A 17,761-nucleotide genomic window follows, 5' to 3' on the forward strand; every position below is an offset into this window, starting at 1 on the left:
GGCAACGCGGCCTCAGAGCATCTTCGCCAGCCGCTTGCCGATGCTCTCCGGCGTGTCGGTGGGCGCGAAACGCTCGAGCACGCGGCCGTCGCCGTCGACCAGGAACTTGGTGAAGTTCCATTTGATCGCCTCGCTGCCGAGCACGCCTTTCGCTTCCTTCTTCAGGAACCGGTACAGCGGATGCGCGCCGCCGCCGTTGACCTCGATCTTGGCGAACATCGGGAAGCTGACGTCGTAGTTCAGCGAGCAGAAGTTCCTGATCTCGGCCTCGTCGCCCGGCTCCTGGTGGCCGAACTGGTCGCAGGGGAAGCCCAGCACGACCAGCCCCTTGTCCTTGTATTGCCGGTACAGCGCCTCCAGCCCGGCGTACTGCGGGGTGAAGCCGCACTTGGAGGCGACGTTGACGATCAGCAGCGTCTTGCCGCGGTAGGCGTCGAGTTTCCGCTCGGCGCCGTCGATGGTGGTGGCGCTGAAATCGTGGACGCTGGCCATGGCGCGCTCCGGCAGGGACGGATCGCGCTAGTTAGCCACCGCCGCGCGCGTTTGGGAAGCGCGCCGGCCGCGCCGCGGGCGCACCGCTAGAATGCCGCTGGCATGCGCGCGCTCCGCTACCGCCCCGACCCGTTCACGCTCGCCCTGCTGGCGACGGTCGTGCTGGCCACGCTGCTGCCGCCGCGCGGCGCCGTCGCGACGGGCTTCGACCGCGCCACCGACGCCGCGATCGCGCTGCTGTTCTTCCTGCACGGCGCGCGGCTCGCGCGCGCGGCGATCGTCGCCGGCATCATGCACTGGCGCCTGCACCTGGCGATCCTCGCCAGCACCTTCCTGCTGTTCCCGCTGCTCGGTCTTGCGCTGAGGCCGCTGGCCGGGGCGCTGCTGACGCCGGAGCTGTACGCGGGCGTGCTGTTCCTGTGCGCGCTGCCGTCGACGGTGCAGTCCTCGATCGCGTTCACCTCGCTGGCCGGCGGCAACGTGCCGGCCGCGGTGTGCGCGGCGTCGGCGTCCAACCTGCTGGGCATCTTGCTGACGCCGCTGCTGACCGGCGCGCTGCTGGCGGCGCGCGGCGGGCCGGCCGCGCCGCTGACGGCGGTGCGCGACATCGTGCTGCTGTTGCTGGTGCCGTTCGCCGCCGGCCACCTGCTGCGGCCGTGGCTGGGCGGCTGGGCCGAGCGCCATCGCCGCCTGCTGCGCTACACCGACCAGGGCACGGTGCTGCTGGTGGTCTACAGCGCGTTCGGCGCCGCGGTGGCGGGCGGCCTGTGGCGCGACACGCCGCCGCGCGCGCTGGCCGGCACGCTCGCCATCGCCGCGCTGCTGCTGGCGGCCGCGCTCGGCCTGACCGCCTTCGCCGGGCGTCGGCTCGGCTTCGACCGCGCCGACCGCATCACCCTGCTGTTCTGCGGCTCGAAGAAGAGCCTGGCCAGCGGCGTGCCGATGGCGAAGCTGCTGTTCGCCGGCCAGGCCGCGGGGCTCGGCGCGATCGTGCTGCCGGTGATGGTGTTCCACCAGTTGCAGTTGATGGTGTGCGCGGCGATCGCGCAACGCTACGCCGCGCAGGCGCGGCGCGCGCCGACGCCGGCCGAAACCGAGGAAGCCGCCGATCTCGCCGACTGAGCGCGGGCTCAGCCGATGCGCTGGTAGATGAAATCCGGCTGCAGCGCCGGCGCGACCAGCCAGTGGTCGAGCAGCAGGAAGGCGAACAGCGCCATCAGGTAGACGATCGAGTAGCCGAACACCTTCATCGCAAAGCGCTCGTCGGGCGGCTTCATCAGGCGGATCGCGTAGTAGAGAAAGCCGCCGCCGAGCACCGCCGCGCCGCCGAGATAGAACACGCCGCTCATGCCGGTGAGGTACGGCAGCAGCGTCACCAGCACCAGCAGCACGGTGTAGAACAGCACGTGCCAGCGCGTGTATTCGACGCCGTAAGCCACCGGCAGCATCGGCACGCAGGCGCGCGCGTAGTCGTCGCGGCGGAAGATCGCCAACGCCCAGAAATGCGGCGGCGTCCACACGAAGATGATCAGGCACAGCAGCAGCGCGTACGGGTGCAGCGCGCCGGTGACGGCGGTCCAGCCCAGCACCGGCGGCACCGCGCCGGCGATGCCGCCGATCACGATGTTCTGCGGCGTGGCGCGCTTCAGGAACGCCGTGTAGACCACCGCGTAGCCGATCAGCCCGGCGAAGGTCAGCACCGCGGTCAGCACGTTGACCCACAGCGCCAGCACCAGCATCGATGCCGCGCCCAGCGTCAGCGCGAACGCCAGCACTTGCCACGGCTGCAGCGCGCCGGTAGCGAGCGGACGGTGCGCGGTGCGCGCCATCACGCGATCGATGCGCTGGTCGACCAGCTGGTTCAGCGCCGCTGCCGAGGACGAGGCCAGCCAGATGCCGAGCGTGCCGAACAGCAGCGCGCGCCACGGCGGCACGCCGGGCACGGCGAGGAACATGCCGATCACGGCGCAGAACACCAGCAGCGCGACGATGCGCGGCTTGGTCAACATCCAGTACTGGCGCACGACATCGAGCATGGCCGCGCCAGGGTGGGCTTTCGACGAGGAGGCTGCAAGCATGAGCGGGACTCAGTCCGGATCGGTACGCGGCTGCGTGCGCGCCAGCAGCGCCAGCATGGCGGACAGCAGCAGCGCGGCGACGGCATTGTGCGCGGTCGCCAACGGCAGCGGCAGGCCGAGCACGACGTTGCCGATGCCGAGCGCGACCTGGGCGAGCAGGGCGATGCCGATGGCGATGCCGTAGCCGCGCAACCCGGCGCGCACCGCGCGCAACGCCAGCCAGCCGAGGTAGCAGAACACCGCCAGCGCACCGAGGCGGTGCGCGATCTGGATCGCGCTGCGCGCGGCGGCATCGAGGATGCCGCCCTCGTAGTTGACGCCGATGCCGCGCCACAGCACGAAGCCTTCGCGGAAATCGGTCGGCGGCCACCACTGGCCGAGGCACCCGGGAAAATCGCTGCCGCAGGCCAGCGCGGCGTAGTTGGCGCTGGTCCAGCCGCCCAGCGCGATCTGGCAGGCCAGCAACGCGAGGCCGAGGGCCGCGAAGCGGCGCAGCCGCGCGAACTCCTCGCCGTCGGCGCCGACCCGCGACAGCCGCAGCGCCGCGTAGGCGAGCAGCGCGAACGTGGTCAGCCCGCCGAGCAGGTGGCCCATCACCACGATCGGCTTCAGCAGCAGCGTCACCGTCCACATGCCGAGCATGGCCTGGAAGATGATCACCGCCAGCGCGACCACGGCGATGCGCCAGGGCGCGGCGCGTCCGAGGCGCGCGGCGACGGCGAGCGGCAGGCCAATCGCGCACGCCGCCAGCGCCGACGAGAACACGTGCTCGCCGCCCACGTACATGCCGACGCCCAGCGCCGCCGCGGCTGCGGCGGCGAACAGCGCCCAGCGCGCCGCCGGCCGCTTCCACGCCGCGGTCAGCGCCAGCGCCAGCACCAGCACGCCCAGCGTGCCGGCGATCATGCGGTGGAACTGTTCGCGCCACGGCTTGCCGGCCTCGACCGGGCGCATCGGGAACGCCTCGTTGGCGCGCGCGATCTCGTGTGCGTGGGTCGGCCAGGCCGCCTGGCCGTAGCAGGTCGGCCAATCCGGGCAGGACAGGCCGGCGTTGGACAGGCGCACGAACGCGCCGAACACGATCACGCAGAACGCGAACGCGGCGGCAAACCAGGCCAGCCTGGCGGGCAGCGACAGCGGGCGGCGCGGCGTCACTTGACCACCTTCTGCAGGTCCTTGAGCAGCAGGTTGGCGTCGTAGCCGTCCGGGTAGGCGGTCAGCGCGGTGCCGTCGGGCTCGACCAGCAGCGCGGCCACGCCGTCGGCGCGCGTCGCGCGGAACGCCGCCAGCCGGCCGGCGTCGTCGCGGCCGACCGCCCAGCTCGCCAGCAGCGCGCGCGCGGCCGCATCCGCCGGCGGTTCGCCGACGTAGAGCAGGCGCAGCAGCAACTCCTTGCGGTTGATGCGCACGCGCGCCGCGTGCAGCAGGCCGAGTTCGCGCACGCAGGCCTGCGCGCAGCCCGGGCCGGGCAGCACCACCAGCGTCCAGCGCGGCGCCGTGTCCTTCCACGCAAAGCGGCCGCCGTCGGCGAGCGTGACCGGCGCGTCGCGCAGGCTTTGCTGCGGCAGCACCGGCGTGCCGTAGCTGCGGGTGCCCGGGTGCCAGCCGGCGTACGCCAACAGCAGCGCGGCCACGAACGGCGCGGCGAACACGGCGAACAGCGCGAACAGCTGCAGGCGCGAGCGGCGAGGCGGATTCATTGCGGCTCCTCATCGGGTTCGCGCCGGCGGTGCAGCGCGAGGAAGATCACCACCGCGGCGATGGCGAACGAGAACCACTGCAGCGCGTAGCCGAGATGCCGCGCCGGCGGCATGACGTCGGGCGTCCACAGGCGCACGTACGGGCTGGCCGGATCCCGGTCCAGCAGCAGCACGCGCGGATACAGGCGGCGGCCGAGATCGGCGCCGACCGCCTCGAGGTCGAGGTAGATGGTCAGCTTCGGCCAGCGCGCCTCATGCGGCAGCGCGTCGCCGCCCAGCTTCAGCCCGGTCGGCGGCGGCGGCGCGTACAGGCCGGTCAGCGTGGTCGCGCCCGCCGGCAGCGGCGGCAGCTCGGGCAGGCGCCGCTGCGCGCCCTGGCGCGGCAGGAAGCCGAGGTTGACCAGCAGCGTGCCGCCCGCATCCGGCGCGAACGGCGCGAACACGCGCACGCCGACCTGGCCGCCCACCACCTGGTCGTCGAGCAGGTAATCGCGCTGCGGCAGGAAGCGGCCGGGCACGCGCACGTGCGGATAGCGCTCGGGCGCGACGCGGCCGGCGACCGCGGCGAAGTCCTCCACCGGCGCCTGCGCGGCCGCGGCGAACAGCCGCAGCAGCGCCTCCTTCTCGTCGGCGCGGTGCAGCTGCCAGAAGCCCAACCGCACGAACACCGCCACGCCGACCAGGGTCAGCGCCAGCGCGAACCACGACGGGCGGCGCAGGCGCATCATCCCGGCCGGGCCCCGCGCACCGCTATACTGTGCGCTCGATCATTCGCCGGATTCATCGCATGGCGGCCCTGTACAAATACGCGCTCATCGTCCTGCTGCTGGTGGTGATGTTCAACCTCGGCCAGGCACTGTATTTCATGATGACCGACCGCGGCCGCACCAACCGCACCGTTTGGGCGCTGACCCGCCGCATCGGCTTCTCGCTGCTGCTGATCCTGCTGGTGATCATCGGCATCGTCACCGGCCTGCTGCAGCCGCACGACCTCGCCGGCTGAGCCGCCGCACGCCGCGCCGCGGCCCGCGCGCGGCGGATTCGTCGTCCCGAAACGATCGGGCCGGCTTGCGCCGGCCCGTCGCGTCGCGTTCGCGCGTCCGGTCAAAGGACGTACACGAACATGAACAGCCCCAGCCACACGAAGTCGACGAAGTGCCAGTACCAGGCCACCGCCTCGAAGCCGAAGTGGTTTTCCTTGTCGAAGTGGCCCTTGGCGCAGCGGAACCAGATCACCGTCAGCATGATCGCGCCGAGCGTCACGTGCAGGCCGTGGAAGCCGGTCAGCATGAAGAACGTCGAGCCGTAGATGCCGCTCTGCAGGGTCAGGTTGAGGTGCGTGTAGGCCTCGATGTACTCGTGCGCCTGGAAGAACAGGAAGACCGCGCCCAACAGCACGGTGGCGGCGAGGAAGCCGAGCAGCTTGCGGCGCTGGCCCGCGCGCAGCGCGTGATGGGCGATGGTGACGGTCACGCCGGAGCTGAGCAGCAGCAGCGTGTTCAGCAACGGGATGCCCCACGGCCCCATCGTCTGGAACGCGCCGCCGATGTCGCCGGGGCCGTTGGTCGGCCAGGTGGCCGTGAAGTTGCTCCACAGCACGTCGTGGGTGATCGCGCCGTGCCCCTCGCCGCCCAGCCACGGCACCGAGAGCGAGCGCGCGTAGAACAGCGCGCCGAAGAACGCGCCGAAGAACATGACCTCGGAGAAGATGAACCAGATCATGCCCATGCGGAACGAGGAATCGACCTGGCGGTTGTACATGCCGCCGACCGACTCGCGGATCACGGAGCCGAACCAGCCGACCACCATCGACAGCAGGATCGCGAGGCCGGCGAACATCACCCAGCGCCAACCGTCGTTGCCGTTGATCCAATGCGCCGCGCCGACCACGGTGGTGAACAGTCCGACCGAACCGACGATCGGCCACTTGCTGCCGTGCGGGACGTAGTAAGCACCTTGCTGAGCCATGCTGGGATCCCCGATGGATTTGCTGCCGTTCAGCCCGCCGGTGCGGCCGGCGCCGCGGCCTGCGCGGCGCGCCGTTCGGCGAGCTGGTTTTCGTAGAACGTGTACGAAAGCGTGAGCGTCTTGACGTTCGCCGGCAGGCGCGGGTCGACCACGAAGCGCACCGGCATCCGCCGCGATTCGCCCGCCTGCAGGGTCTGGTCGGTGAAGCAGAAGCACTCGACCTTGTTGAAATACAGCGACGCGGTCTGCGGCGCGACGCTCGGCACCGCATGGCCGGTGATCGCGCGCGCGGAGACGTTGCGCGCGTCGTACCAGGCCAGCGTCATCGCGCCCGGGTGCACCGTCATGCGCACCGCCTCCGGCGCAAACTGCCACGGCAGCGCGCTGTTGACGTTGCCGACGAACTCCACCGTCACCTCGCGCGTGGCGTCGACCTTGTACGCATCGACCTTGCCGGCGCTGGCCGGGCCTTCCTCGAGCTTGATGCCGAGCACGTGCGTGCACACGATGCGGTAGATCGGCACGCAGGCGAAGCCGAACAGGAACATCACCGCACCGACCACCAGCGCGATGCGGATGACGCGCGCGTTGCCGCGGCGCATGCGCCCCTGCGGATCCGCGCTCATCCGAGCACCCCCTTCAGGATGATCATCACGAACAGCGCGACCGCGACCGCGGCCGCGATCCACGCGGTGCGGCGCACGCCGGCGCGGCGGGCTTGCGGGTCGTAGCTGTCAGGTGTCGGACTCATCGATGCTTACCGGCGGAACCCGCGCCCGCCCCCGCAGGGGGAGCGGACGGCGGGAAGGCGGGTTCGTATCCGTTCAATGGCTCACGTCGCCGTGCGCCAACAGGCTGTCGTCGACCAGCGGCGGCGTCGAGAACGTGTGGTACGGGGCCGGCGAAGGCACCGTCCACTCCAGCCCACGGGCGCCATCCCAGGCGCGCGCGTCGGCCTTGGCGCCATGCCTCTTCGAGTGCCACAGGATGAAGAAGAACATGAACGGGGTGAAGAACATGCCGAACGCGCCGATCGAGCTGATGAAGTTGAAGTCGGCGAACGCCACGTTGTAGTCGGGGATGCGCCGCGGCATGCCGGCCAGGCCGAGGAAGTGCTGCGGGAAGAACAGCACGTTGGCGAACACCACGCTCCACCAGAAGTGGATCTTGCCCCACTTGTCGTTGTACATGCGGCCGGTCCACTTCGGCCACCAGTAGTAGATCGCGCCGATGATCGAGAACAGCGCGCCGGTCACCAGCACGTAGTGGAAGTGCGCCACCACGAAGTAGGTGTCCTGGTACTGGAAGTCGGCCGGCACCACCGCGGTCATCACGCCGGAGAAGCCGCCGATGGTGAACAGGATCACGAACGCGATCGCCCACAGCATCGGCGTCTCGAAGGTCAGCGAGCCGCGCCACATCGTGGTCAGCCAGTTGAACACCTTCACGCCGGTCGGCACCGCGATCAGCATCGTCGCGTACATGAAGAACAGCTCGCCGCCGAGCGGCATGCCGACGGTGAACATGTGGTGCGCCCAGACGATGAACGACAGGAACGCGATGCAGGCCAGCGCGTACACCATCGCCTTGTAGCCGAACAACGGCTTGCGCGCGAAGGTCGGCACGATCTCCGAGATGATGCCGAACGCCGGCAGGATCATGATGTACACCTCGGGGTGCCCGAAGAACCAGAAGATGTGCTGGTACATCACCGGGTCACCGCCGCCGGCGGCGTTGAAGAAGCTGGTGCCGAAGTACTTGTCGGTGAGCAGCATGGTCACCGCGCCGGCCAGCACCGGCAGCACCGCGATCAGCAGGAACGCAGTGATCAGCCAGCTCCACACGAACACCGGCATCTTCAGCAGGTCCATGCCCGGCGCGCGCATGTTCAGGATCGTGGCGATGATGTTGATCGCGCCCATGATCGAGCTGATGCCCATCAGGTGGATCGCGAAGATCATGAAGGCGATGCCGTTGCCGCCCTGCAGCACCAGCGGCGGGTACATGGTCCAGCCGCCGGCCGGCGCGCCGCCCGGCATGAACAGCGTCGACAGCAACAGCACGAACGCGAACGGCAGGATCCAGAACGACCAGTTGTTCATGCGCGGCAGCGCCATGTCGGGCGCGCCGATCATCAGCGGCACCATCCAGTTCGCCAGGCCGACGAACGCCGGCATGATCGCGCCGAAGATCATCACCAGCGCGTGCATGGTGGTCATTTCGTTGAAGAAGTACGGCTGCACCAGCTGCAGGCCGGGCTTCATCAGTTCGGCGCGGATCACGCCGGACATGGCCGCGCCGATGCAGACCATGGTGAAGGAGAACACCAGATACAGCGTGCCGATGTCCTTGTGATTGGTGGTGAACAGCCAGCGGTCGAGGAAGCCCTGCGGCTTCTCGTCGTGGTGGTCGTGGGTGGCCGCATGCGTAGCCATGACTGGCACCTCTTCTGTGCGATCTGGTTCGTTCAACCCCGGCCCGCGGGGGTCGGGACATTCGTCTGCGCGGTATGCGCGGCCTGGTCGACGGCGCTGGCCGCTTCCTGCGCGGTCAGCCACTGCTCGAACTCTGCCTTCGGCACCGCCTTGACCACGATCGGCATGAAGCCGTGATCCTGGCCGCACAGCTCGGCGCACTGGCCGCGGTAGATGCCGGGCTCGTCGATCTGCGTCCACTGGCTGTTGACGATGCCGGGAATGGCGTCCTGCTTCCAGCCGAGCTGCGGCACCCACCAGGCGTGGATCACGTCGTCGGCGGTGATCACGAAGCGCACCTTGACGCCGGCCGGCAGCACCAGCGGGTGGTCGACGTTGAGCAGGTAATCGTCGAAGCCGTCGGCGCTCTTCAGCGACCACGGATCGAGGCCGGAACCGAGCTGGCGCACGCGGTCGTTCTCGCTGTCCAGCTTGGAGATGAAGCCGACGCGGTTGACCGGCTTGCCCTGGTAGTCGACGTAGTCGTAGCGCCACTTCCACTGGTAGGCGGTGATCTTCACCGTCATGTCGGCGCCGCTGGTGTCGGTCATGCGGATCATGGTCCGGGTCGCCGGCCAGGCCAGGCTGATCAGGATCAGCACCGGAATCACCGTCCACACCAGCTCCAGCTTGGTGTTGTGGCTCCACGTCTCGGCCACCGCGCCTTTCGATTTGCGGAAGCGCACCATGGCCACGATCATCGCGCCGAACACCACGACGCCGATGCCCACGCAGACCCAGAACGCCAGCATGTGCAGGCCGTAGACCTGCCGTGAAGTGTCGGTGACGCCGGAGGTGAGATTGAGCTGCCAGGGCTGCGGGTTGGCCCACGCGGCGCCGCTCGCGAGCGCGCTCGCCGCCGCCCACGCCCCTGCCTTTCGCCAGATGCCGCCAAATTTCATGTCTTGCACCCTGAGTCTGGTGAACCCGTTTGTCGACGTTCCCAACCGGCGCGTTCGGCCAGCAGCGTCCGCAGGCGCCGCGACAACTCCGCACGCTCCGCATCGGCCAGGAACGCACCGACCTCAAGCTCGCGTCCGTGCGAGGCCAGCAGCAGTCGCTGCCGCCCGCGCCCCGGCCGCAGCTGCACGCGCACCCAGTACGACGGGAAGCGCGTCGCGCCCCCCCCTGCCGGGGAACGCGCATACCTCCAACGCATCCGCATCCAGCGTGATGCGTTCGCCGCGATCGCCGGCGCGCCAGGCCAGGCCCAGCGCGAACGCCACCGCCTGCACTTCCACCAGCGCGAACAGCGGCGCGTACACGTTGCCCTGAAACGACCCCAACCACGCCGTTCCAAGCGACGCCGCCGCCAGCCCCACCACCAGCCAGCGCAGGTGGCGCTTGCTGAGCGCACGGTTCGGCCGCAGCCAAACCGTCACGCGCCCCGCTTCCGCGGGGCCTGGCTCCTGCACGATCATGGAATCGCAACGTGCCTCGAACGGGCTAAGGATAGTGCCGCGGCCGGGGCGCGAGCAAGAATGTCGGTGGTGCGCCCTGACTTTGGTCAAGCGCGCGACGCCTGCGACATCCTGCCGCGGCGGCGCCCGCGCGGCCCCGCGCTCACTTGGCCCCCGCCGGAGCGGCGTCTACAATCGCGCGTTCGCACCGCCGCCGGCAGCGGCCGCGCCATCCCCCGAACGAGTGCCCGTGAACGCCGAGATCCTCTTCCCCGAACTGTCCGGCGGCGCCGATGCCGCGCGCGCGCGCATCACCGCGGCGTGGTCGCGCGACGAAACCGAGGCGGTCAACGAACTGCTGGCGCAGGCGACCCTGCCGCCGGCCGAGCGCGAGCAGGTGTTGGCGCGCGCCGCCGACCTGGTCGCGCGCGTGCGCGCCAAGGCCGCCGACCAGAGTGCGGTCGAATCCTTCATGCGCCAGTACGACCTCTCCAGCGAGGAAGGCGTGCTGCTGATGTGCGTGGCGGAAGCGCTGCTGCGCATCCCCGACAAGACCACCGCCGACAAGCTGATCCGCGACAAGCTCGGCGAGGCGGACTGGAAGAAACACCTCGGCGGCAGCGACTCGCTGTTCGTCAACGCCTCCACCTGGGGCCTGATGCTGACCGGCAAGCTGGTGCAGCTCGCCGACGAAACCCGCCGCGACGTCGCCGGCGCGCTCAAGCGCCTGGTCGCGCGCGCCGGCGAGCCGGTGATCCGCCTCGCCGTGCGCCAGGCGATGCGCATCATGGGCCACCAGTTCGTGATGGGCCGCAGCATCGACGAGGCGCTCGACCGCGCCGCGCAGAAGGACAACGCGGTCTACCGCTATTCCTACGACATGCTCGGCGAGGCGGCGCTGACCGCCCCCGACGCCGCGCGCTACCACCGCGCCTACAGGGACGCGATCGCCGCGCTGGGCAAGCGCGGGCCGTGGCGGGACGTGCTCGACGCGCCGTCGATCTCGATCAAGCTGTCCGCGCTGCATCCGCGCTACGAGGTGGCCAAGCGCGCGCGCGTGCTGGCCGAGTTGACCCCGGCGCTGCTGGAGCTGGCGCAACTGGCCAAGGCGCAGGGCATCGGCATGACCGTCGATGCCGAGGAATCCGACCGTCTGGAGCTGTCGCTGGAAGTGATCGGCGCGGTGTTCGCCGACCCTTCGCTGCAAGGCTGGAACGGCTTCGGCCTGGCCGTGCAGGCCTACCAGAAGCGCGCGCCGTTCGTGATCGACTGGCTGGCCGAGACCGCGCGCAGCGCAGGGCGCCGCTGGTGCGTGCGCCTGGTCAAGGGCGCGTACTGGGATTCCGAGGTCAAGCGCGCGCAGGAAGGCGGCCTCGCCGGCTATCCGGTATATACGCGCAAGCCGAACACCGACGTGTCGTACCTGGCCTGCGCGCGGCGCATGCTGGACGCCGGCGGCGAGCTGATCTACCCGGCCTTCGCCACCCACAACGCGCACACCATCGCCGCGATCCACCACTACGCGCAGGGCCGGCCGTACGAGTACCAGCGCCTGCACGGCATGGGCGCGGACCTGTACGCCGAGGTGGTCGGGCCGGAGCGCATGAACGTGCCGTGCCGCGTGTACGCGCCGGTCGGCAGCCACGAGGACCTGCTGCCCTATCTGGTGCGCCGCCTGCTCGAGAACGGCGCCAACACCTCGTTCGTCAACCGCGTGGTCGACGAGGACGTGCCGATCCGCGACCTCGTCGCCGACCCCTGCGAGACCAGCCGCGGCTTCGCCTCGAAACCGCATCCGCGCATCCCGCAACCGGTGGGCCTGTACGCTGAACTTCGGAAGAATTCCATGGGCGTGAACCTGGGCAACGACAACGAACTGAAGGCGCTCGCCGAGGCGGTCAACGCCGCGCGCGCGCCGTGGCGCGCCGTGCCGCTGGTGCCGGGCGCGAGCGGCGCGGGCCCGACCGTGCAGGTGACCGATCCGGCCAGGCGCTCGCGCGCGGTCGGCGCATGGCAGGCCGCCGACGCCGCCACCGTCGAGCACGCGCTGGCCAATGCGGTCGCCGCGCAGCCGGAGTGGGACCGTCTGCCCGCGGCCAGCCGCGCGACGATCCTCGAGCACGCCGCCGACCTGCTCGAGCAGCGCCGCGGCGAGTTCATCGCGCTGTGCGTGCGCGAGGCCGGCAAGACCATCCCGGCGGCGATCGCCGAGGTGCGCGAGGCCGCCGACTTCTGCCGCTACTACGCCGCGATGGCGCGCCGGCTGTTCGCGCATCCCGAGCAGCTGCCCGGCCCGACCGGCGAGTCCAACCAGCTGTTCCTCAATGGCCGCGGCGTGTTCGTCTGCATCAGCCCGTGGAACTTCCCGCTGGCGATCTTCATGGGCCAGGTCACCGCGGCGCTGGTCGCCGGCAACGCCGTGATCGCCAAGCCGGCCGAGCAGACCACGCTGGTCGCACACCTGGCCACCCGGCTGCTGCACGAAGCCGGCGTGCCGGAAGCGGTGCTGCAACTGCTGCCCGGCGACGGCGCCACGGTCGGCGCGGCGCTGACCCGCGACCCGCGCGTCGCCGGCGTCGCCTTCACCGGCTCCACCGAGACCGCCTGGGCGATCAACCGCGCGCTGGCCGCGCGCAACGCGCCGATCGCCGCGCTGGTCGCCGAGACCGGCGGCCAGAACGCGCTGATCGCCGACTCCTCCGCGCTGCCCGAGCAGTTGGTCAAGGACGCGATCGCCTCGGCGTTCGACTCCGCCGGCCAGCGCTGCTCGGCCGCGCGCGTGCTGTTCGTGCAGGACGACATCGCCGACAAGGTGATCGCCATGCTGGCCGGCGCGATGGACGAGCTGCAGGTCGGCGATCCGGGCCTGCTGTCCACCGACGTCGGCCCGGTGATCGACGCCGACGCCTGCAGCGTGCTCGCCGGCCACGCCGAGCGCATGCGCGGCGAGGCGAAGCTGATCAAGGAAGTCGCGCTGCCGGCGGAGTGCGCCGAAGGCACGTTCTTCGCGCCGCGCGCCTACGAGATCCCGTCGCTGGACGTGCTCAAGCGCGAGGTGTTCGGCCCGGTGCTGCACGTGATCCGCTGGAAGGCCAGCGAGCTGGACCGCGTGATCGACGCGATCAACGCCACCGGCTACGGCCTGACGCTCGGCATCCACAGCCGCATCGACGCCACCGTCGAGCACATCCAGAAGCGCGTGCGCGCCGGCAACTGCTACGTCAACCGCAACCAGATCGGCGCGGTGGTCGGCGTGCAGCCGTTCGGCGGCGAGGGCCTCAGCGGCACCGGTCCCAAGGCCGGCGGCCCGCACTACCTGCTGCGCTTCGCCACCGAGCGCACGCTCAGTATCAACACCACCGCCGCCGGCGGCAACGCCTCGCTGCTGACGCTGGGCGAGTGATCCCGCGCCGCGCCCGCCGGGCGCGGCGTTCCGACCGGGAACGACCCAAGAAAAACCCCTCCCCGCGGACGGGGAGGGGTCGGATGAAGCCGCCGCCCGCGTGCGGGCGACGCCGGTTCAGAACATGAAGCGGCCGGAGACGCCGAACAGGTCGCCCGTGTCGGAGAACTTGCCGACCAGGTGATCGCCGGTGGGGCTCATGTCGTCGATCTTGGCGTCGGTGACGAACAGGTGCGAGTAGCCGACGTTGAACTCGACCTTGTCGGTCGGCTTGTAGCCGAGGCCGACCGACACCCACTTGCGGGTGTTGTCCGGCACGCGCGGATCGCGCGTCGCGTCCTGGGTCGGCGTCTTGTCGTAGGCGACGCCGGCGCGGAAGCTCAGCTGGTCGCTGAAGGCGTACTCCATGCCGAACGACGCGTACCAGGTGTTCTTGTAGTCGAACGTCTCGCTGCTCGACGGCTGCGCCGGGTTGGCGTAATTGACCGTGAGCTCCTTCAGCGAATTCCACTGCGTCCAGCCGAGGTCGGCGCCGAGGCCGAGGCGGTCGTTGACCATGTGCCAGTAGCTCAGCTCCGCGTAGGCCGGCGTATCGAAATCGGCCGTGCCGGTGGTGTTGGTGAACAGGCTGGAGGTGAGCGGATTCAGCGCGAAGATGCCGGACACCGACGCCGGCACGGTGAACTCGGCGTTGCCGCTGATGGTGTGCTTGATCTTGCCGCGGTAGCTGAACGCCAGCGTGTCGGCCGCGGTCGGCCGCCAGAACGCGCCAACCTGCCAGCCGTAGCCCCAGTCGTCGCCTTTGATGCGGCCGTAGCCGTCGGCCGACTGCGGCAGGAACAGGCCCGCCGGCACATTCGGATTGAGCGCCATGATGGTGCCGAAGTTGATCGCCTGGGTCAGCTCGGCGCTGGTGCGCTGCGCGATCGCGCTCAGGCCCAGGGCGAAGTTGTCGGTGACGTCGTAGGACGCCGAGAACACCATGTCGACGACCTTGATGTCGGACTTCACCGCCTGGTAGCGGCCGACCCAGTCGCGGTCGTATTCGGTCTTGAAGCCGTACGGCGCGTGCACGGCGGCGCCGAGGTGCCAGCGGTCGGCCACCTGGGTGACGAAGGCGAACGCGGGTACCGGGATCAGGTCGCCGCCGTCGCCGCCGTTGCCGCCGGTCAGCGGCTGGCCGAGCGCATCGGTGCCGCCGCCGCTGAACTTGGCGCTGACGTCGATCGCGGTGACGTCGGCCTGGAACTGGGTGCCCTTCAGCGCGCTCATCGCGGCCGGGTTGTTGGCGACCACGGCGAGGTCGCCGCCGGCGGTCTGCGAGCCGGCATAGGCGCGGCCCATCGACTTGACGTCGTTCTCCTTCAGCTGGAAGCCGGCGGCTGCGGCCTGCTCGGACAACGCCAACGCGCCGAGCACGGCCGCGGCAAGCGCCGCGACGGCGAGCGGACCGACGCCGGCCCGGGTACGGTTGTTCTTGGTCATGCGTGACACTCCTGGGTTTTCCCCTGATAAGCATGGTGACGGTGCCGGGGCAGGCCGGCGCGCCCATACGGGCGAGCATGGACGCGGGGCGGAACTTTGGACGGCCCGCGACGGGGATGCAAGTGCAGGTGCAGCATGGATTAACCGCCGGGCCACCGGCATCCGCAGGGGCGTCGCCACGGCTGCTAAGCTTCGCCGCATGCACGCCTACGTCTACAAGAGCCTGGCCAAGGCCGACACCTATGTGTATCTGCGCGAGCGCGACGCCTTCGGCGCGCTGCCGGCGACGCTGGCGCGCATGCTCGGCGAGCTGCGCTTCGTGCTGGAGGTCGAGCTGAGCGCCGGGCGCAGGCTGGCGCGCGAGGATCCGGCGACCGTGCGCGCCAGCCTGGCCGAGCGCGGCTGGCACCTGCAACTGCCGCCCGGCGCGGCGCCGGACCGCGACGACGGTTAACGCGGCGTTACCGCGCCGGCGGGGTTCGCTTCGTATACTCGCGGCATCTTCGTGCCGACGAACGTGCCTTCTCCATGCCGAACGCCAAGCCGCGCCGCCGTCCGCCGCTCACGAAATCCCTGCCCTACTTCCTGCCCGCGCTGGCCGCCGTCGCCCTGGCCGCGCTGGCGGTGCATCCGCTGGTGCTGATCCCGCTGCTGCTGGCCAACACGCTGGCGCTGGCGGCGGTCTGCCACGCGATCGGCTTCGCGCCCGAGCCGCGCTTCCTGGCGACCGCGCTGCGCCGCGGCGCGGCGCACCTTGTGATGTTCACCGCCTACGTCGCGCTGGTGCTGCTGCTGGTGGCCTGGCCGCTGGTCACGCTGACGCAGGCGCCTTCGCTGGGCGCCACCCTGCTGCTGTCGACCGCGCTTGGGGTCGCGCTGGCCGTGCTGTGGCGGCTGTGGCCGGTGTTCGGCCTGCTGATGCTGTGGGACGACGCCTTCCCCGAGGGCAGCGAACGCTCGTGGATCTTCACCGCGATCGCGCGCAGCCTGGCGTTCGCGCGCCATCTCGCCGCCGACCAGGAACACCGTTTCTTCAGCCACTTCCTGCCGGCCGCGTTCGCGCTGCTGGTGCTGGCGTTCGGCGCGCTCGCGCTGACCGGTCTGTACGGCGTGCTGCCGCAGGAACTGCGCACCGCGGCGCTGCTGCTGTACGGCATCGTCGTGCTGCCGCTCGGCTGCCTGGTGATCGCCAACCGCACCCTGCGCGCGCTGCTGTGCGACCGTCGCCGTACGCACCACGGCCACGACGACGCGTCGCAGGCCGCGCCGCCCGCGCCGCCGGTACGGCTGAATCCCGCCGAGACCATGCCCGGCGCGCGCGAGGCCGCGCTGCTCGATGCCGCGCGCGGCGGCCAGGTCGAGCGCGCACTGGCCCTGCTCGAAGCCGGCGCCGACGCCAACGCGGAGCCGGAGCCGGACGCGCGCGACCGCCGTTCCGCGCTGCTGCTGGCCGCGCTGCTGCCGGACACGCGCCTGCTGCGCGCGCTGATCGCCAAAGGCGCCGAGGTCAACCGCGCGCGCGACGGCCTCACCGCGCTGCTGGCCGCCACCCGCGACAGCTACCACGGTCGCGCCGAAGCGGTGATGATCCTGCTCGCCAACGGCGCCGATCCGGCTGTCGCCGACGTCGAGGGCAACACCGCGCTGCACGGCGCGGCGCTCGGCGCCGACGCCGGCATCGCCGCGATGCTGCTGGACGCCGAGACGCCGCTCGACGCGCTCAACCGCGCCGGCCTGAGCCCGCTGGCGGTGGCCTGCCGCGCGGCCAACTGGACGCTGGCGCGCTTCCTGCTCGAACGCGGCGCGCAGCCCGAACCGGCGCGCGGCGAGCCGGCGCTGCTGGCCGCGGCGGCGATCGCCGAGGACGACCCCGCCGGCATCCGCCTGCTGCTGAAGCACAAGGCGCGGGTCGATGCGCCCAATGCGCTCGGTCGCACCGCGCTGATGCAGGCCGCGCTGGAAGGCCACGTCGCATGCGTGCGCGCGCTGCTCGCCGCCGGCGCCGACCCCGCGCGCGCCGACCAGCATGGCACCACCGCGCTGATGGAGGCCGCGCGCGCCGGCGCCGCCGGCGCGATCGCCGCCCTCGCCGAGGCCAAGGCCCCGCCCGCGCCGTGCGACGCGCACGGCCGCGACGCGCTGGCGCTGGCCTGCCAGTCGCCGCGCGCGGACGCGGCCACGATCAGGGCGCTGCTGGCGCTGGGCGCGGAACCGAAGCATGCCGGCGCGGACGGCCGCAGCGCGCTCGACCACGCCGCCGCCGCCGGCCGCTGGGACCTGGTCGCGCTGCTCGACCCGAACACGCCGCTGCCGGCCACGCTGGCCGCCAGCGCCGCGCCGGAGCCGGGCGCGGACACGCCCGCGCACCTGCTCGACGCGCTGCGCTTCGGCCATTGGGCGATCGTCTCCGGCTTCGCGGCGCGCGTGCGCGAGTGGCGCGATGACGAGCGCGCCGCGCTGTACCTCGAACTGTCCACCCCCGAGCATGCCGAGGCGCGCCACTGGCTGATCGCGCACGGCCTCGGCGCCGAGGCCGCGCTGGCCGACGGCACGCGCCTGTTCGACGCGCTGCTGGCACGTCTGCCGGCCAGCGCCGAAGGCGTGATCGACCTGCTCGACGCCGGCGCCACGCCGGCCGGCGCCGGCCTGCTGGCGCGCGCGCTGGCCGCATTGGGCGACGCGCCCGAAGGCCTCGCGGTGGCGCACGCGCTGGCCGAGCGCGGCGGCGACCTGTTCGGCGCCGACGCCGCCGGGCGCACGC

General features: G+C 71.2%; 18 protein-coding genes. 5 read left to right on the plus strand and 13 right to left on the minus strand.

Annotated features, from left to right (window positions below):
* Positions 1-12: 12 nt before the first annotated feature.
* Positions 13-492, minus strand: coding sequence for a glutathione peroxidase (locus tag ABFC67_RS13270; RefSeq protein ID WP_346738506.1), 480 nt, complete (start codon positions 490-492; stop codon positions 13-15).
* Positions 493-594: 102 nt separating this feature from the next.
* Here ABFC67_RS13270 and ABFC67_RS13275 point away from each other — a divergent pair, with 102 nt between their 5' ends.
* Positions 595-1,614 (plus strand): bile acid:sodium symporter family protein, encoded by a 1,020-nt coding sequence (locus ABFC67_RS13275; protein WP_346738507.1) that lies wholly within the window; start codon positions 595-597, stop codon positions 1,612-1,614.
* Between the two features lie 8 nt (positions 1,615-1,622).
* On the opposite strand, the gene cyoE is transcribed toward ABFC67_RS13275, so the two are convergent.
* Genes cyoE through ABFC67_RS13295 form a run of 4 tightly spaced genes read right to left on the minus strand, consistent with a single transcriptional unit; the run spans position 1,623 to position 4,995 of the window.
* Entirely contained in the window at positions 1,623-2,570 is a 948-nt protein-coding gene (gene cyoE, locus ABFC67_RS13280; RefSeq protein WP_346738508.1) for a heme o synthase, read from the minus strand.
* Positions 2,571-2,579: 9 nt separating this feature from the next.
* Positions 2,580-3,725, minus strand: a complete 1,146-nt coding sequence (locus tag ABFC67_RS13285) for a COX15/CtaA family protein (RefSeq protein WP_346738509.1) — start codon at positions 3,723-3,725, stop codon at positions 2,580-2,582.
* Positions 3,722-4,270, minus strand: a complete 549-nt coding sequence (locus ABFC67_RS13290; protein ID WP_346738510.1) for a hypothetical protein — start codon at positions 4,268-4,270, stop codon at positions 3,722-3,724. The genes ABFC67_RS13285 and ABFC67_RS13290 overlap by 4 nt, the downstream gene beginning before the upstream one ends.
* On the minus strand, positions 4,267-4,995 hold the full coding sequence (locus ABFC67_RS13295) for an SURF1 family protein (RefSeq protein ID WP_346738511.1): 729 nt from the start codon (positions 4,993-4,995) through the stop codon (positions 4,267-4,269). The genes ABFC67_RS13290 and ABFC67_RS13295 overlap by 4 nt, the downstream gene beginning before the upstream one ends.
* Positions 4,996-5,057: 62 nt before the next feature.
* Between ABFC67_RS13295 and ABFC67_RS13300 the strand changes: the two genes are divergently transcribed.
* The gene (locus tag ABFC67_RS13300) at positions 5,058-5,273 is read left to right on the plus strand and encodes a twin transmembrane helix small protein (protein ID WP_346738512.1); all 216 of its coding nucleotides are present in this window, start codon (positions 5,058-5,060) and stop codon (positions 5,271-5,273) included.
* 101 nt (positions 5,274-5,374) lie between these two features.
* Here ABFC67_RS13300 and ABFC67_RS13305 read toward each other — a convergent pair whose 3' ends face one another.
* The 7 genes from ABFC67_RS13305 to ABFC67_RS13335 form a co-directional block, all read right to left on the minus strand.
* Positions 5,375-6,238: a cytochrome c oxidase subunit 3 gene (locus tag ABFC67_RS13305; RefSeq protein WP_346738513.1), complete on the minus strand. Its 864-nt coding sequence runs from the start codon at positions 6,236-6,238 to the stop codon at positions 5,375-5,377.
* A gap of 29 nt (positions 6,239-6,267) precedes the next feature.
* Positions 6,268-6,840, minus strand: a complete 573-nt coding sequence (locus ABFC67_RS13310; RefSeq protein ID WP_346738523.1) for a cytochrome c oxidase assembly protein — start codon at positions 6,838-6,840, stop codon at positions 6,268-6,270.
* Between the two features lie 20 nt (positions 6,841-6,860).
* Positions 6,861-6,989, minus strand: coding sequence for a hypothetical protein (locus ABFC67_RS13315; protein WP_346738514.1), 129 nt, complete (start codon positions 6,987-6,989; stop codon positions 6,861-6,863).
* Between the two features lie 73 nt (positions 6,990-7,062).
* Positions 7,063-8,673 carry a cytochrome c oxidase subunit I gene (gene ctaD / locus ABFC67_RS13320; protein WP_346738515.1) on the minus strand — a complete coding sequence of 537 codons (1,611 nt, stop codon included), beginning with the start codon at positions 8,671-8,673 and terminating at the stop codon, positions 7,063-7,065.
* A gap of 32 nt (positions 8,674-8,705) precedes the next feature.
* Complete coding sequence (gene coxB, locus ABFC67_RS13325) at positions 8,706-9,614, minus strand: cytochrome c oxidase subunit II (RefSeq protein WP_346738516.1); 909 nt, start codon at positions 9,612-9,614, stop codon at positions 8,706-8,708.
* On the minus strand, positions 9,611-9,808 hold the full coding sequence (locus tag ABFC67_RS13330; RefSeq protein WP_346738517.1) for a DUF2244 domain-containing protein: 198 nt from the start codon (positions 9,806-9,808) through the stop codon (positions 9,611-9,613). Before ABFC67_RS13330 ends, coxB begins: the two co-directional genes overlap by 4 nt.
* Entirely contained in the window at positions 9,738-10,133 is a 396-nt protein-coding gene (locus tag ABFC67_RS13335; protein ID WP_346738518.1) for a DUF2244 domain-containing protein, read from the minus strand. The genes ABFC67_RS13330 and ABFC67_RS13335 overlap by 71 nt, the downstream gene beginning before the upstream one ends.
* 229 nt (positions 10,134-10,362) lie before the next feature.
* On the opposite strand from ABFC67_RS13335, the gene putA reads away from it, so the two are divergent.
* Positions 10,363-13,515 carry a bifunctional proline dehydrogenase/L-glutamate gamma-semialdehyde dehydrogenase PutA gene (gene putA, locus ABFC67_RS13340; RefSeq protein WP_346738519.1) on the plus strand — a complete coding sequence of 1,051 codons (3,153 nt, stop codon included), beginning with the start codon at positions 10,363-10,365 and terminating at the stop codon, positions 13,513-13,515.
* 117 nt (positions 13,516-13,632) lie between these two features.
* Here the strand turns inward: putA and ABFC67_RS13345 are convergent, their stop codons facing one another.
* The gene (locus ABFC67_RS13345; protein ID WP_346738520.1) at positions 13,633-15,000 is read right to left on the minus strand and encodes an outer membrane protein transport protein; all 1,368 of its coding nucleotides are present in this window, start codon (positions 14,998-15,000) and stop codon (positions 13,633-13,635) included.
* A gap of 199 nt (positions 15,001-15,199) precedes the next feature.
* Here ABFC67_RS13345 and ABFC67_RS13350 point away from each other — a divergent pair, with 199 nt between their 5' ends.
* Positions 15,200-15,454: a YcgL domain-containing protein gene (locus ABFC67_RS13350; RefSeq protein WP_346738521.1), complete on the plus strand. Its 255-nt coding sequence runs from the start codon at positions 15,200-15,202 to the stop codon at positions 15,452-15,454.
* 74 nt (positions 15,455-15,528) lie between these two features.
* Positions 15,529-17,761, plus strand: a 2,233-nt coding sequence (locus ABFC67_RS13355; protein WP_346738522.1) for an ankyrin repeat domain-containing protein, incomplete at its 3' end; no start/stop codon positions are given.

Source organism: Mizugakiibacter sp. (assembly GCF_039680435.1).
GTDB lineage: Bacteria > Pseudomonadota > Gammaproteobacteria > Xanthomonadales > Rhodanobacteraceae > Mizugakiibacter.